This is a genomic window from Desulfitobacterium dichloroeliminans LMG P-21439, from assembly GCF_000243135.2.
GTDB classification, from domain to species: Bacteria; Bacillota; Desulfitobacteriia; order Desulfitobacteriales; family Desulfitobacteriaceae; genus Desulfitobacterium; species Desulfitobacterium dichloroeliminans.
Genome location: NC_019903.1, coordinates 45862 through 60677, shown reverse-complemented (window position 1 = coordinate 60677; position 14816 = coordinate 45862). Strand labels below are relative to the sequence as shown.

General features: G+C 46.8%; 15 protein-coding genes. 4 read left to right on the top strand and 11 right to left on the bottom strand.

Translation table 11 applies throughout. From position 1 onward, the window contains the following. Position 1: 1 nt before the first annotated feature. Positions 2–502 (bottom strand): sigma-70 family RNA polymerase sigma factor, encoded by a 501-nt coding sequence (locus DESDI_RS00290; RefSeq protein WP_015260639.1) that lies wholly within the window; start codon positions 500–502, stop codon positions 2–4. 109 nt (positions 503–611) lie between these two features. Continuing rightward, positions 612–1169 carry an aminoacyl-tRNA hydrolase gene (gene pth / locus DESDI_RS00285; RefSeq protein WP_015260638.1) on the bottom strand — a complete coding sequence of 186 codons (558 nt, stop codon included), beginning with the start codon at positions 1167–1169 and terminating at the stop codon, positions 612–614. Positions 1170–1267: 98 nt separating this feature from the next. On the opposite strand from pth, the gene DESDI_RS00280 reads away from it, so the two are divergent. Next, on the top strand, positions 1268–2155 hold the full coding sequence (locus DESDI_RS00280; protein WP_015260637.1) for a PRC-barrel domain-containing protein: 888 nt from the start codon (positions 1268–1270) through the stop codon (positions 2153–2155). Between the two features lie 22 nt (positions 2156–2177). Here the strand turns inward: DESDI_RS00280 and DESDI_RS00275 are convergent, their stop codons facing one another. The 8 genes from DESDI_RS00275 to DESDI_RS00240 all read right to left on the bottom strand — a co-directional run bounded on the left by DESDI_RS00275 (position 2178) and on the right by DESDI_RS00240 (position 11391). After that, positions 2178–3119 carry a ribose-phosphate diphosphokinase gene (locus tag DESDI_RS00275; RefSeq protein WP_015260636.1) on the bottom strand — a complete coding sequence of 314 codons (942 nt, stop codon included), beginning with the start codon at positions 3117–3119 and terminating at the stop codon, positions 2178–2180. A 16-nt stretch (positions 3120–3135) separates the two neighbouring features. Next, positions 3136–4494, bottom strand: a complete 1359-nt coding sequence (glmU, locus tag DESDI_RS00270; protein ID WP_015260635.1) for a bifunctional UDP-N-acetylglucosamine diphosphorylase/glucosamine-1-phosphate N-acetyltransferase GlmU — start codon at positions 4492–4494, stop codon at positions 3136–3138. Between the two features lie 206 nt (positions 4495–4700). After that, positions 4701–4955 carry a septation regulator SpoVG gene (gene spoVG, locus DESDI_RS00265; RefSeq protein ID WP_015260634.1) on the bottom strand — a complete coding sequence of 85 codons (255 nt, stop codon included), beginning with the start codon at positions 4953–4955 and terminating at the stop codon, positions 4701–4703. Positions 4956–5171: 216 nt separating this feature from the next. After that, complete coding sequence (gene purR / locus DESDI_RS00260; RefSeq protein ID WP_015260633.1) at positions 5172–5990, bottom strand: pur operon repressor; 819 nt, start codon at positions 5988–5990, stop codon at positions 5172–5174. An 11-nt stretch (positions 5991–6001) separates the two neighbouring features. After that, complete coding sequence (locus tag DESDI_RS00255) at positions 6002–6721, bottom strand: GntR family transcriptional regulator (protein WP_015260632.1); 720 nt, start codon at positions 6719–6721, stop codon at positions 6002–6004. Then, the gene (gene ispE, locus DESDI_RS00250; protein WP_015260631.1) at positions 6714–7586 is read right to left on the bottom strand and encodes a 4-(cytidine 5'-diphospho)-2-C-methyl-D-erythritol kinase; all 873 of its coding nucleotides are present in this window, start codon (positions 7584–7586) and stop codon (positions 6714–6716) included. Before ispE ends, DESDI_RS00255 begins: the two co-directional genes overlap by 8 nt. Positions 7587–7832: 246 nt before the next feature. Next, positions 7833–10484 carry a cyanophycin synthetase gene (gene cphA, locus DESDI_RS00245; RefSeq protein WP_015260630.1) on the bottom strand — a complete coding sequence of 884 codons (2652 nt, stop codon included), beginning with the start codon at positions 10482–10484 and terminating at the stop codon, positions 7833–7835. A gap of 97 nt (positions 10485–10581) precedes the next feature. Next, complete coding sequence (locus DESDI_RS00240) at positions 10582–11391, bottom strand: cyanophycinase (RefSeq protein ID WP_015260629.1); 810 nt, start codon at positions 11389–11391, stop codon at positions 10582–10584. A 135-nt stretch (positions 11392–11526) separates the two neighbouring features. On the opposite strand from DESDI_RS00240, the gene DESDI_RS00235 reads away from it, so the two are divergent. Next, entirely contained in the window at positions 11527–11874 is a 348-nt protein-coding gene (locus DESDI_RS00235; protein WP_015260628.1) for a L,D-transpeptidase, read from the top strand. 303 nt (positions 11875–12177) lie between these two features. On the opposite strand, the gene yabG is transcribed toward DESDI_RS00235, so the two are convergent. Further along, positions 12178–13011: a sporulation peptidase YabG gene (gene yabG / locus DESDI_RS00225; protein ID WP_041219171.1), complete on the bottom strand. Its 834-nt coding sequence runs from the start codon at positions 13009–13011 to the stop codon at positions 12178–12180. A 112-nt stretch (positions 13012–13123) separates the two neighbouring features. On the opposite strand from yabG, the gene DESDI_RS00220 reads away from it, so the two are divergent. Both DESDI_RS00220 and DESDI_RS00215 read left to right on the top strand, forming a co-directional pair. Continuing rightward, positions 13124–13975, top strand: a complete 852-nt coding sequence (locus DESDI_RS00220) for a glycosyltransferase (protein WP_015260626.1) — start codon at positions 13124–13126, stop codon at positions 13973–13975. A 135-nt stretch (positions 13976–14110) separates the two neighbouring features. Further along, entirely contained in the window at positions 14111–14809 is a 699-nt protein-coding gene (locus tag DESDI_RS00215) for a heparan-alpha-glucosaminide N-acetyltransferase (protein WP_015260625.1), read from the top strand. Positions 14810–14816: the final 7 nt, after the last annotated feature.

The following is a 14816-nucleotide window of genomic DNA, read 5'->3' as shown; positions in this document are numbered from 1 at the left end:
ACTACTCTCCCCCTTCCTGCTCACTCAGCTCTACTCTTAAGAGCTTCAAAGCGTTTCGTGTACGAGTGGCTACCGTCCCTTCAGGGATTGCCAATATAGCGGCAGTATCTGCAATGGTATATCCACCAAAATAGCGAAGCACAATGACCTTTCTAAGATCTTCCGGCAGGACTTGTACAGCCATCTTGATCGTTAACGTGCCCTCCGAGTAAGATTGCCCTTGCTCTGGCAGGACATCCATGGTCACTTCTCTCTTCATCTTTCTCAAGATGCGATAGCATTCATTGATTAGGATGCGAGTAAGCCATGTCTTGAGAAAACTGGTCTCTCTCAATTCTTTTCTGTGAACATATCCAAGATAAACGGCTTCATCTATTGCGTCTAGGGCCTTTGTTTCATCTCCGAGATATCCAAAAGCAATGCGATACATAATGCTTTTATATTCTGTGATAAAAGCCACATAAGCCGTTTTATTAACTCCTTGTGCTCCAAAGATACTCATGTCTGCCCCCCTTCCTATCTATTAGAGAAACTCGCGTACCGTTTTCATTTCACTTTTATAAATTAAAAATTATCTTATAAAAATGAGACAAGGGATTTGACCCCTTGTCTCACCGGTTATACTCATTCATGGCCTTATCTCCTTCGCCCTTAGCCCACAGGGTTACCGCCTTCATCCCCTTGTCCAACACTTCCTCAAGCACCGGTATTTCCTCCTTGGCAAAGCTCGCCAGCACATAACGTGCCGAATCCCAACCGGTCGGGGGTCTACCGATACCCACCTTTAGCCGCCAAAAGTCCTCCGATCCCAGCTCGGCAATCGTGGACTTAATCCCGTTATGTCCGCCGGCACTTCCCGAACTCCTTAAGCGCAAACGGCCTACGGCCAAATCCATGTCATCATAGATTACTAAGATGTCCTGGGGCGCGATCTTATAGAACTGGACCACTTCCCGGATCGAACGGCCACTCAAATTCATAAAAGTCTGGGGTTTAAGCAGATAGATTTTCTCCCCTCCAATTTGGGTTTCTGAGACCAAGCCTTGAAACTTGGAACGAAAATCTAAGTTTAATTCTTCGGCTAAGCAATCCAGCAGGAGAAAACCCGCATTATGCCGGGTTTCTGCATACTGCACTCCTGGATTACCGAGACCTACGATGAGCTTCATGAATCTCCACTCCTCTAAGCATATTGTAGACATCCCGTGAATACATTGATGATAGCATGATTCTTATGTTCTTGCACATAAATAAGGGGGTATTACGATTGAAACCGAGTAAACAATTTCTATCCCTACCGATCGTCTCCCTAAGCGAAGGACAGCATATCGGATATGTAAAAAGCCTGGTCATTGATTCCCATTCCAAATCCCTAGCCGCCTTAGTCATCGATCCCAAGGGATTTTTCAAGGACCAGCGCATCATTCCTTATGCCAAAGTCGTTAGCGTGGGGGAAGATGCCATTACCATCGACAAGGGCGTTTATGTCGAAAAATCAGCCAGCTTACCTGAGATTCTAAGCCTCATCAAGGAAAAACTAACCATCATCGGTACCCGCGTCATTACGCAAAGCGGCAAAACCCTCGGGGTCGTAGAAGAATTCTATGTCGATCCGGAAACTGGCCAAATCACTCAGCTGGAAATCTCCGGCGGCAAACTGGAAGGACTCTTCAGTGGCAAAGGCCTACTGGATGCCGACTATGTCCTTACCATCGGTCAAGATGCCATCGTGGCTCAAAAAGGCTGTGAAAGCAACTTAATGGTCGCTGACAAAGGAATCAGCGACACCTTTAAATCCATTCTGCACTCTACATCTAACTTAGCTACGGGTACAACCAATACAATCAGTAAGATATTCAGCAAAGATAAAGAAAAAGTCAGAAACAAAAGTAAGAACAAAGGGAAAAACAAAGGTAAGGATATCGTCGATGCTGTAGCCACGGCTCCGGTTGAGGATGAAAATGCAGACTCCCTACCGGAAGCCATTCGCGCCGATGACCCTATTACTCTGGTCATGGAGCCCTCCCCTGTGGCCGAGTCGGATTCCTCTGATCCCTGCACGAATGACTTTGGGATGGCGGCATCCCAAGAAATCTGCTCGGATTCAACCCAAGTGGCGGATCAAGTCCCGACCACAAAAGAACCCCTGGGATAAGACCCAGGGGATAGGGATTGGCTTAACTAAATAATTTACTTACGGAAAGATCCTCATGAATTCGTACGATGGCTGCACCCAACAAGGGGGCAACGGAGAGCGTTTTAATCTTGGGGATCATTTTTTCTGGATGTACGGGGATAGTATTCGTGATAATAACTTCTTTAATCACTGATTTCTCCAAGCGTTCGAAGGCTGGGCCGGATAATACCGGGTGAGTACAGCAGGCATAGACTTCAATGGCCCCGCGATCCATCAGCACTTGAGCTCCCTGGGTGATGGTCCCAGCTGTATCGATGATATCATCGATCATAATCACGCGCTTGCCTTCAATATCACCAATAACATTCATAATCTCTGATACATTAGGCTCCGGTCTGCGTTTATCAATAATAGCCAAGGGCGCTCCGATTCGTTCGGCCAGATTTCGTGCCCGTTGCACCCCGCCATGATCCGGAGAGACGACGACCACATTATCCAGTCCTTTGACCTTAAAATATTCCGCGAGGATGGGCACACCCGGCAGATGATCTACCGGAATATCAAAGAAGCCTTGAATAGCCGGGGCATGTAGGTCCATGGTAACCACCCGATCGGCTCCTGCTGTGGTAATCAGATTGGCCACCAGCTTCGCTGTGATGGGATCCCGGGCCTTGGATTTGCGTTCTTGTCGTGCATATCCATAATAAGGAATAACCGGAGTGATGCGGCTGGCTGAAGCCCTCTTGAGAGCATCAATCATGATCAAGAGTTCCATGATGTTATCATTGGTTGGATTACAGGTAGGCTGTACCACAAAGACATCGGCTCCACGGACGCTTTCATCAATGGCGATGGTTGTTTCTCCGTCCTGAAAGCGTTTCACTTTCGCCTCTCCCAGCGGAACCCCCAGATAATCAACAATTTCTTCCGCTAATGCTCGGTTGGCATTCCCGCAAAAGATTTTTAACTCTTTGACTGACATCCCAAATATCCCCCTATTATTTCTTATTTCGAACCCAATTTTCGATATGTCTTTGGGTACTGCGTTCTACCGCTAAGGTATGAGCCGGTACATCTTTGGCTATGGTCGATCCGGCTCCGGTTACAGCCCCTTCACCAATTTCTACGGGGGCCACCAGGTTAGTATTGCTCCCAATGAAAGCCTTATCCCTAATGATGGTCTTTGATTTATTCACCCCATCATAATTACAGGTAATGGTTCCTGCTCCTATGTTCACAGATTTACCAACCTGTGAATCTCCCACATAGCTCAGATGAGGTATCTTTGAGCCTTCGCCAATCCTGCTGTTCTTAATCTCTACGAAATCTCCAACCTTGACTTTGTCCTCTAAAATGGTTCCAGGACGAAGATAAGCAAAGGGCCCGATAGTGCAACGGTTGCCGATGATGGCCTGATTGCCCACCGTATGGGACACTTCCGATCCTACGCCGACGGTACAATCCGTTAGAGTGGTATGGGGTCCAATCACTGCATCCTCTTCAATATGGGTCTTCCCTTTAAGAATAGTAAAGGGCTGGATGATAATGTCTCGGTTAAGTACAACTCCGGTTTCAATAAAGGTTGAAGGAGGGTCAATGAGAGTCACCCCTTCCTCCATCCAATATGTCAGAATGCGTTGGCGAATCACATCTTCTGCTATGGCCAACTGAGCTCGACTATTGATGCCAAGAGCTTCATGAACATCCTCGGTGCAGTAGGTCCGAATCAGTTCTCCCTGCGCATGGAATAGGGCAAAAACATCTGTCAAATAATATTCCCCTTGAGCATTTTTCGGGGTTATATTATTTAAAGCTTCTTTAAGCTTGGCAACATTAAAGCAATAGGTTCCTGTATTGATTTCTTTAATCTGTCGCTCCTCGGCAGTAGCATCCTTTTCTTCTACCACCCGCAAGAACGCATCACCCTCTTTGATAATCCGGCCTAAGCCAAAAGGATTCGCAAAGGAAGCCGTCAATATGGTAGCCGCCGCCTGACTTGAGCGATGAATTTCCATCAACCTTTCAAGGGTTTCCGGACGAATTAAAGGTTGGTCGCCGCTTAAAACAATAATATGATCAACCTCATGACAATGGGGGATAGCTTGCATAATAGCATGTCCAGTTCCTAATTGCTCCTCCTGAACAACAATCTCTACCTCTCTGTCCAAAGCAGTTTCTATCTGTTCCCGACCATGGCCGAGAATCACCATCGTCCTTGGTATTTGAACAGAACGTACACTATCTATGACATGTTGGAGCATTGGTTTTCCGGCAAGCAAATGCATGACCTTTGGCAACTTAGACTTCATTCGCGTCCCTTTGCCCGCAGCCATGATTACTGCAGCCCAATGTGGCATCCATCTTCGCCTCCACTCATAGTTTACCCTAATTATACATTATATTATATTGAACTCCCCAAAAAACTTTTATTCGTCAAAAAGCATCAAATTCCTCTTTTTATTTCGCCTTGCTTCCTTTCCATAACCCAAGAGGCCAATAATCTTTGAATATGTGCAAAAGAGACCCTAAGATAGGATCTCTTTCTTCCCAAGGCTGATTATCTTTACATTGCTTCTTGATAAGCTTTTAATACTGCAGTTTGTATCACTTCTCGAGCAGCTGAAGAGATAGGGTGTGCTATATCACGGAATTCTCCCTCCGGAGTTTTTCTGCTTGGCATAGCGACAAACAGTCCATTTGTCCCTTCCACAACTTTTACATCGTGGACGACAAACGAATTGTCGAAAGTAACAGAAACAACGGCTTTCATCTTACCTTCAACATTCACCTTCCGGACACGTACATCAGTAATGTTCATTATGAATCACCACCCTTCTCATCCCGGTGACCAACGATATACTTACAAAACATATTCTCTATATGGTAAAAAACTCCTTCTTTTAAGCGAAAAATTCTTATTTTCTAACATTTGGGGCGAAATTTGGACAAAATCCAACCTATATCCCGAGTCATCCTCATTATTATGCGTTTTTACACAAATATCTTTTAGATCTCCTCTATGGGAAATCTAACCTCACATAATCTCCTGAGGAATGACTCGAACGACTCCCTTGTAGGGATCGAGCTCCCGCAATTGAAGAAGGGATAAGTAATGATCCACCAGCTTCGGCTCGCTTTCCCGAGGGGTCTCCATGAGGACGCCGAAACCAACCACATCAGCTCCAAATTCCTTCAATAAATTCATCATCCCTAAGGCAGTCCCACCAGCCTTCATAAAGTCATCAATCAGCAAAACTTTCCGACCCGGCTCCAAGGCTCTTCGCCCTAAGGACATGGACTGAATTCTTCTTGAAGAACCGGAGACATAATTGATACTCACCGCTGTTCCTTCTGTGACCTTATTGCCATGTCGAATAATGATCATGGGTAGGCCTAAAGCTTCAGCGGTAACCAACGCTAAGGGAATCCCTTTCGTCTCGATGGTAACTACCACTTCCGGTTTTTTCTCGCGGAATGCTCCCGCAAAAATTAGCCCTAGGGGACGCAGAATCGCGGGATCATAGAGAAGATCGGTCATGTACAAGAATCCCCCCGCTAAGACGCGGTCTGGTGAACTTAGCCGATCAGCTAGGCCCACTAGGAATTCGTTCGCATCCTCTGAGTTAATCTCGGGAATATAGCGTACCCCACCGGCAGCACCGGACACCGTCTCTAAACGTCCTTGGCCTGTATAACGCATGCTCTCTTTCACAGCCAGCAGATCTTCACTGATGGTTGACTTTGCGGCACCAAATCGTTCCGCCAACAAGGTTAACGGGACCAGCATATTTGGTTTTGACATGAGCACCTGCATCACAGCGACCATACGCTCAGCACGTTTCATCTTATCCACGAGCCTAACCTCTATTCTTTCTCAGGATGAGCTTGAGCAGCCTCCAGAGCTTTTTCTTGTTCACGAGAGAGCCGCAAGGCTTCAAACATAACATTCTCTGCTGTCACGATATGAGCATTAGCTAACACCTGGGCTTCCTCCACATCATGGCGAGCTAGAGCTTCGACAATCCCGCGGTGCTCATCGATAGCATCCTTCAGACGCCCGGGGACAGAAAGAGAGGTAGCGCGAAAGCGCTGAATTTGCTCTCTTAAATTGTCGAGGATCTGAACCAAACGCTCATTACGGCTCGCTTTATAGACTAATGCATGAAAACCAGTGTCAGAGGTCACAATCTGCTCTAAGCTCATTTCCTCCCCTTCATGATAAAGAAGGAAGCGCTCCATCTGTTCAATCTCTTCATCTGTAGCACGTTCTGCCGCAAGCCCCGCCGCTAAACCTTCTAGTGCTGAGCGTATCTCGAAAACATCGGCTACGTCCTTATGGGACACTCCTGCCACATAAGCCCCTTTGCGAGGAATCATGACCACAAAATTCTCCAGTTCCAATTTTCGAATAGCCTCTCTGACAGGAGTACGGCTGACTCCCATCTCATCAGCTAATTGGATTTCCATCAAGCGTTCACCGGGCTCAAGAACTCCATTGATAATAGCCTCCCGTAATGATTCAAACACAATCTCTCTTAAGGGCTTGTAACTATCAAGCTTAACCGGTACAAGTTTTCTACCCATGACAATGTCCCCTTTCCACAGTATGCGTTACCCAAACCTTGCATTCTTTATCTTGCCACGAACCGACAACTCTTTGTGCCTGTTCAGAGGATTGAAACATCCCGAATACCGCTGAGCCGCTGCCGGACATTAAAGCGCCCAGACACCCTTCTTCCTTCTGTAAATCTTCTTTGATGCGAGCTATTTCCGGGAGAAGCTTCATGGAGGCAGGCTCCATATCATTATAAAGCAATGGTGCCAGGGCTTCCGCTTGCTTCAATGCTAAAGCCTTCCGCCACTCTTCGTAAGATAAGTGTGTAAACTTACTTTCCTGATCAAAAGTGCGATAAGCTAGGGCTGTATTCACCCCTTGCCACGGTTTAACGATTACCAAATGGATTCGAGGTGCTAGGGGTAAATCCTTTAATACATCACCGACCCCGGTGGCCCATTGGGTCCCACCTTGTAAGCAAAAGGCCACATCTGCACCCAAGCCGGCGGCCAGACTCTTAAGTTGTTCCAAGGAATACGGTTCTTGAAACAGATGATTGAGAGCATATAGAGTTGCAGCTGCGTCTGCGCTGCCTCCCCCTAACCCTGCTTGAACAGGGATATTTTTCTCTATTTCTATTTTTATACCGGAGGTTGTGTTCAATCCAGCCAGAAAAACCCGTGCTGCCTGATAAGCGAGGTTTTCAGGTCCACTCCACTCACCACAGGAGCACTCTATACCCCTCTCGGTTAGGGTGATCCGAATCCGATCAGACAAGCCAATGGATTGCATAACGCTTTCCAATTCATGATAGCCATCAGAGCGACGCCCCGTAACGGCTAGGGCGAGATTAATTTTGGCATAAGCGAACAATTCAACCTGATTCTGACTCATCATGCCTTCCTTTCCGAACGTTCGATAACTATTTTTACTTATTATACCCCAAAAATCCGGCATTCTTCTAGTCTCTTGCCAAATTTTTGTGGATTTAAGGTCTTTTAGTATCCACAAATGTAAAAATATGCTCCACCTTAGCCGGATCGACCTCGATCCGTCGCCAAGGGGAGCATACTTATTACCTTTTAGCAGTCTTTCAACTGTTTAGCACTGTTTAGTAACTCAGTTTATTCAAAGCTTGCTTTAAAAACCTCCTATATTAGCCAGTTCCAAAAACCCTTCATCAGTTAGTTTACTGCATTTCAACCTCTGGGTGATTTCCTCTTCAATCGACTCTAAATGCTCATAAAACATCACGAAAATCTCACCTGCTGCACAGGTGTCTAAACCATGGCAAAAGGCCTCTCGCTCAGGGAGAACGACAGAAATTTTGCGAGGATCCATTCCTGAAGCGATGGCTTCCTCCATAAGAATCCCGGCAATTTCCCCCGGTCGGCGTCCGCGTAAATCTCGATCCTCGCGAATGATTAAACGATGAAAGCCACGGGCAGCCACTCTTGCCACCTCACGAATAGAAGCATCCGGTCGATCCCCAGGCACTGTGATACAACCAACAACTGCCGGTGCCTTGAACTTTCGCAGGGTTTCTGAGATCGCTTTAATCCCAGATGCATTATGGCCATAATCGATAAAGACTTGAATATCGTTAAGCACATAAGAATTTAACCGTCCCCGGTTGCACTCCGAATCCGAGGTGAACGCCATGAGAGATGTGCGAATTCCCTCGGCCTTAAGGCCTAAGGCCCAGCCTACCGCAATAGCTGCCAAGGCATTCTGGATATTATGGTGGGCTCGGCCATTCCAGGTGACCGGCAAATCTTTAATTCCGCAAATACGATGGGATTGATCCCCTTGACATAGCAGGATATTCCCCCGTCTAACGAAAACACCAATCCCCCCCACAGCTAAGTGCTTGCGCAGGGTAAGATTATCTTTTTCTGTACTAAAGAAAATGACCTTACCTTTCGTCTTTCGAGCAAATGAGACCACTCGTGGATCATCAGCATTCAAGACCACATAGCTATGAGGACGAACAACTTCCGCAATGAGGCTTTTCACGTGGGCAATATCCTCAAGGCTCTCCATCCCATACTGACCGAGGTGGTCATTGGCGACATTCGTAATGACCGCCACATCCGCGTAATCATAGGCCAGCCCAGCTCTGAGGATCCCGCCGCGAGCAGTTTCTAAAAGGGCAACTTGTACATCCGGATGTCTAAGAACAATCCGTGCACTTTCCGGACCGGTGGTATCCCCCTTCAGAAGCAGCTTGCCCCCTACATAAATCCCATCAGTCGTGGTCATACCCACACTTAGGCTGCGGTCCTTAAGCATTTTCCCTATCATTCGGGTAGTTGTGGTCTTGCCATTGGTTCCGGTAATAGCGATAATAGGAATTCTCCCATTTCCTGCAGGCATCACATGATCGACAATCATTTCCCCCACATCGAGGGGTTTCCCGACTGTCGGTGATTGATGCATCCTCAGCCCGGGCGCCGCATTCACCTCAATAATCGCTCCGCTTTGCTCCCTATAAGACTGCGCTATGTCCTCAAGAACCAGATCGACTCCGGCAATATCTAACCCGACGATACGTGCCGCATACTCTGCCAGAGCTGCATTATCGGGATGAACACGATCCGTTACATCGACAGAGATTCCTCCTGTACTCAAGTTGGCGCTATCCCGTAGATAGACAACCTCGCCTTCAGTAGGTATTGTGGCAAGGGTAAGGTTCTTCTGGGTTAAGGTCATTAAGACAACCGGATCAATTTTTATTTTGGTGAGAGCTTTCTCATGATCTTCTCCCCGTTTCGGGTCAGCATTAGCCTGCCGAACGAGCTCCTCTATCGTAGAAGCTCCATCCCCCAGCACATGAGCTGGGATTCGCTCTGCTGCAGCCACCATCTTACCATCGACAATGAGAAGCCGATAATTTTTTCCTTCAATATATTCTTCAATGACTACCCGATCCCCATAGGTTTGAGCTACTCGAAAGGCCGCTCGAACTTCTGCCTCAGTCTTGAGCTTCAGCGTTACTCCCTTTCCCTGATTTCCATTATAGGGTTTAACGACGACAAGCTGCGCTAAGCGCCGATACCCTTCCACTGCTTCATCCTCGGTCTCGGCAATAATACCCTGTGGGACGGGGATCCCCCCTTCATACAGGAGCTTTTTGGTTAAACCTTTATCACATGCAATATCGACACCGATGCAGCTGGTCTGATGGCTCATAGCCGCTTGGACTCTCCTCTGATTACGACCGTAACCCAGCTGCAATAGACTACTATCATTTAAGCGCATGACCGGGATGTCTCTTCCCTTAGCCGCCTCCATAATTGCTCGGGTGGATGAGCCTATCTCATGCTGCAGGATCACCTTCATGATTCTTTCCACCCGCAGGGTAACATTGGGATTTGATCCAGACAGCAGTTCTAGTACAAGCTCATAACCTTGCTTAAATGCTTCTACTCCTCCTTCCAAGGAGTCATAATTGAAAATAATCTCATATTGACCCGGATTCTCCGGTAAGCATAGGGTTTTCCCATAAGGAATATTCTGTCCTGCTCGTGTGAGCAGCTCTATGGTCACATGCTCGATAATATGTCCGACTAAAGTTCCTTCTTTCAACCGTTCCAGAAATCCTCCTGGTTTGCCTCGGGAACAATAATGCTCGTATAACGTGGGTAAACATTGAACTAGACGGGTATTAAAGTCGCCAAGGGTGTCGCTTGTTCGTTCTGTCCATTCCTGGAGATCCACAACGGCCCGGATTACCGGTCGATAGCTATACACATTCGCACCCGGGATCGCTTGGATTTTCAGTATCTCCATTGTGCTATTTGTCCTCCTTCAGCCCATGGGAAAAGTACATCTTTAATATTTTTACCTTTTTCCTGTACAATATTCCTCTTCATAGCTTTTTCAGCTTTTAAACAGGAGTCATGCTTGAAATACGCCGTTTTAAGTCAAAACTATACCCATCAGCTAAGACATGCATAAGAACCGGAGTAAGTACGAGGGCCTGTCCCGGAGACACTTCTGATACATTGCTGGCGATGGAGGGTGAAGCATCCACTACAGTCACCGTCTGACTGCCCACCACAGTAAAGTGTCCATCGGCATAGACAAGGATTGAGGTATCTTCATCAATACCAATACCTAGGACGTAGGGATTTTGGGCAATTGCTGTCAGCAAGCGTCCAATGCGACCTCTTTGGGCAAAATGCTGGTCCACAACGACGGAATGGAGCAGCCCTAGACCGGGGGCCATGGTCAGGGTGTCCTTTTTGGCCGTACCGGCTTCGCCACCGACAATCATGGTATCGGACATTACCGAGGCCCCTGCACTTGTCCCAGCAATAATTACCCCACGTTCATAAAGGCGATGCAGGGTTTTCCCCAGGCGGGTTCCTCCCAAAACCCCGGTAATGCGCAGCTGATCACCCCCGGTGAAGAAAACCCCGGTGGCTTTTTGTAGTTCCTGGGATATAGATTCCCCGTTGGCCGCAAGACGTTCAGGTATATCGAGTACCTCAACCTCCGCTGCTCCTAAACCTAGAAGGATCTCCTTATATTCCGCACCTACCTGTTCCGGTAATTCAGTAGCCGCAGTCAAGACCACCAAGTGACTTTCCTTGCCACCGGCCTCTTGTATGAATCGCTTCAGAATTTTGCACTCTCCTTTTTTATCTTCGGCACCACCGATAATCAAAAGTTTACCCTCCACATAATGTTTCATGGAATTCCTCCCTTTTTTATCTCATGCGATCTTAATCTTTAGTTATTCTCCGCCACAAGTGACTAAGATTATACAAATTAACCTTTACTCTCGCTAGTCATAAACTATTTTAAGAAACGAGAAGGAGGTACATCCATGAATCCAATACCCCAACGAAAAATTATTATTCGTCGCTCTTCACGACAGTTGGAGCTCTATGACGGGAACCGGCTCTTAGCGAGCTATCCCTGCGCTGTAGGTAAAAATGCCACACCCACCCCAATCGGTAGTTATGCGGTTGCCACAAAAATCATGAACCCCGGAGGAGCCTTTGGATCCCGTTGGCTTGGCCTATCTCTCCCGGACTATGGGATTCACGGCACCAACAAGCCTTCTAGCATTGGTACTCAGGCATCCTTAGGCTGTATTCGTATGCATAATCATCAAGTGGAGGCTCTTTATAATCAGGTGGGGGTAGGAACGCCGGTAATTATTACTGAGTAGGGAAGCTTGAGAGCTTGTCTCCAGGATTTTGTTTACATCGTTCGCTAAGAAAGCTGCGCGGTGCCAAACTAATCGCTCAAGCACTCCGCTCTGTCGAATGCCCAGCTAAATCGCCTCCTGGCTCGTAGCTGGTTGGAAACGTCCTGTTTCCAATTCGACTCCGCTGCATGCTTTTCGCGAAGTTTGGCATCCTGCTCGCTTTGAAGTCGCTCTCTTTTGTAAATCAAAATCCTTGGGTCATGTTTTTCAAGTTTTAACTTGCATGTAAAAGCGCCTGCATTTTTCAATGCAGGCGCCATTTGATTAGTACGGGCTTCTCGGATATCCTTTGCGGAGCTGACCCCGGGTTTCTATTCCACCCAGACCATCCGTTCCAGTGACTGTGTGCTGGATGATTTCTTTAAGGGACACCATACGATCGATGGGAGTGAATGCGATTCTCTCAACGATAAAGACAGGGTCAAAGGCGTGAATCAAGGTGCGTTTGGGGGAGGAGGCAAAGTTTGCTCCTGCGCTTATAATGGCCTCGTAATTGGATTGGCAAGCCCCCGCAAAGATAACCAGAGCATCCCGATTCGGCTGAAAGCGGCGAGCCTCGAGGACGGATTGCACAAAATGGCGTGAACTCCGATAACTATCAAGGCTCCTAAAATCCTTTTTACCCTTTAAAAACCCGTCGTGCCCTGTGAGCACCACAATATCCGTGGGATTTTCTTGGAGTATATGCCTAATTTTTTTCGGTTGCTCTGCTTCGGAGATACAGATTCCCTTAGCTTCCAGTCCCAGCTGCTGATATGTCTTAATGCATTGACTCAGATAGTCCTCATCGCCATCAAGATGAAGAATCCGACCTGGGATTTCGTAGAATTCATCCTGTGCTTCCTGAACATATTTACGCTGATTAACTACAAACCTCAGTTTGTTATATATATCCTGGTCATCCTTGCGCTGGTAATGTGCAACCTCAGTAGGATTCTTCTCGACCAAATCGTGAAGAGGGGCATCAGCAATCAGCCGAAGATTAATCCCCTTTAAAATAGCAACCCGTTCCCCCTTGACCAACATGATCTGCTCAATGCGGAAAAACAAATCTTGTTTATGGGACTGTCTAGCCACAATGTCGCCAACTTTCAAAATTTGCGACCTCCTTCCTGACTCTTCTCTATATCCTATGACCGAACATAAAAAACGGCATATAAATATAGAGAAAACGTCTTAAATCAGTAAAGCTTCCCTAAGGAGGGATAGCATGTATGATGTAGTCATACCCGCTCACAATGAAGAAAAAAGCATTCTCGCGGTCCTGGCTACGGTATTGAGATTGCCCATTCAACGCATTATTTTGGTCCTGAATGGTTGTACGGATCGGACCCTTGATTTGACCCGCACTATCCCCGATCAACGAATTCATACCATTTATTTTGCTGAGCCACTGGGCATTGATGTGCCTCGTGCGATTGGTGCCCTTTATGCCCGCTCCACAAACTCTCCCGGTGTCCTTTTTGTGGATGGGGATATTTCAGGAAATGTTTATGCAGAGCTTCTGGACTTGCTAACCGCTCTAGATGAAGGCACGGATGTGGCCTTAACCAATTGCTATCCCTACATCACAAACCGCGCCAAGCTTGCTAAGCTTGTCCTCCGCTTTCGAGGCAACTTGAATAAGGAGTTAGGGTATTTTCAGACCTTAGGCAATGCCACACCCACCCATGGCCCCCATGCTTTATCCGCTAAAGCCCTTGGACTGATTACTCCTGAAGCTATTGCTATTCCTCCCCTTACCTTAGTATTTGCAAAGCGTTATAATCTCAATGTTAAGGTGGCCACCTCGATCCGCCATCAGGATCTCAAATCGCCCCGTAAACACCGCTGTCATGCTCGTCTTATTGCCGAGACTATTATTGGGGATTGCGTCATGGGTTTGACTCTTGCCCGAGACCAAGAGGTCACACGCTCCCTAGAGAAGCACAAAATGTTAGGCTATCACCCCGATCGACGGTTCGATCTACTCCAGCTTTGGGCAGAATCTTTAAACGCCTCTCATTCCTATTGTGAAAAGCATCTAATTATTCCGAGAAATTCCGACTGGATTAGTGGTTGACTACTATTGATTCTGTTTCTTGGTGTTCGTCATATTACCTGATATAATAGAGAAAAACCCGAAGACATTGTCTTCGCAAAATAAGGCCTGTCAAAGAGTTGACAGGCCTTACTTATCTATTCAAGTTTTGAAGTGATGGTGAAGAAATTGACCCAAAAACGCGTTCTGGAAATTGACTACCTACGAACCTTAGCCCTTGCATTAATGATTCTTTATCATTTGGTTTATGATTTAGATCAGTGGACCACCCTTAATCTAGATGTGGATGCTCCCTTTTGGTTTATAGTCGGTAAAACTGCGGCTCTTCTGTTTATGTTCCTCTCCGGACTGAGCGGTGGTTTTAGCCACCGACCCATAAAGAATGGGCTTCGCGTGCTTTTTTGGGGAATGATCATTTCCTTGGTGACTTATATCATATTTCCAGAGCAGTATGTCCGCTTTGGGATTCTTCACTTCTTAGGGGTAATGATGCTCCTCTACCCGCTGTTACGAAAACTAGCACCTTCTTTTCTCATTCTAGCCACTGTTCTCGCTTTTGCTGTAGGGGTTTACTTCTCAGGTCTAGTTGTAGATACGCACTTACTGCTTCCCTTAGGCCTAATGTATCCTGGTTTTTCCACTATGGATTATTATCCTTTGTTTCCCTATAGCGGGGCAACCTTCCTAGGAATTCTAGGTTATCGTTATCTGATCCTTCCATCTACCCAAACCTCTGTTAGAAAAAGAGCGGCAGACCCAATCTTTACTTGGATCAGCCGCCACTCCTTAGAAATCTATTTAATTCATCAACCCATTTTGCTTGCCATTATTCTCGGCATTGGGTTTTTATTCTAACTCAATA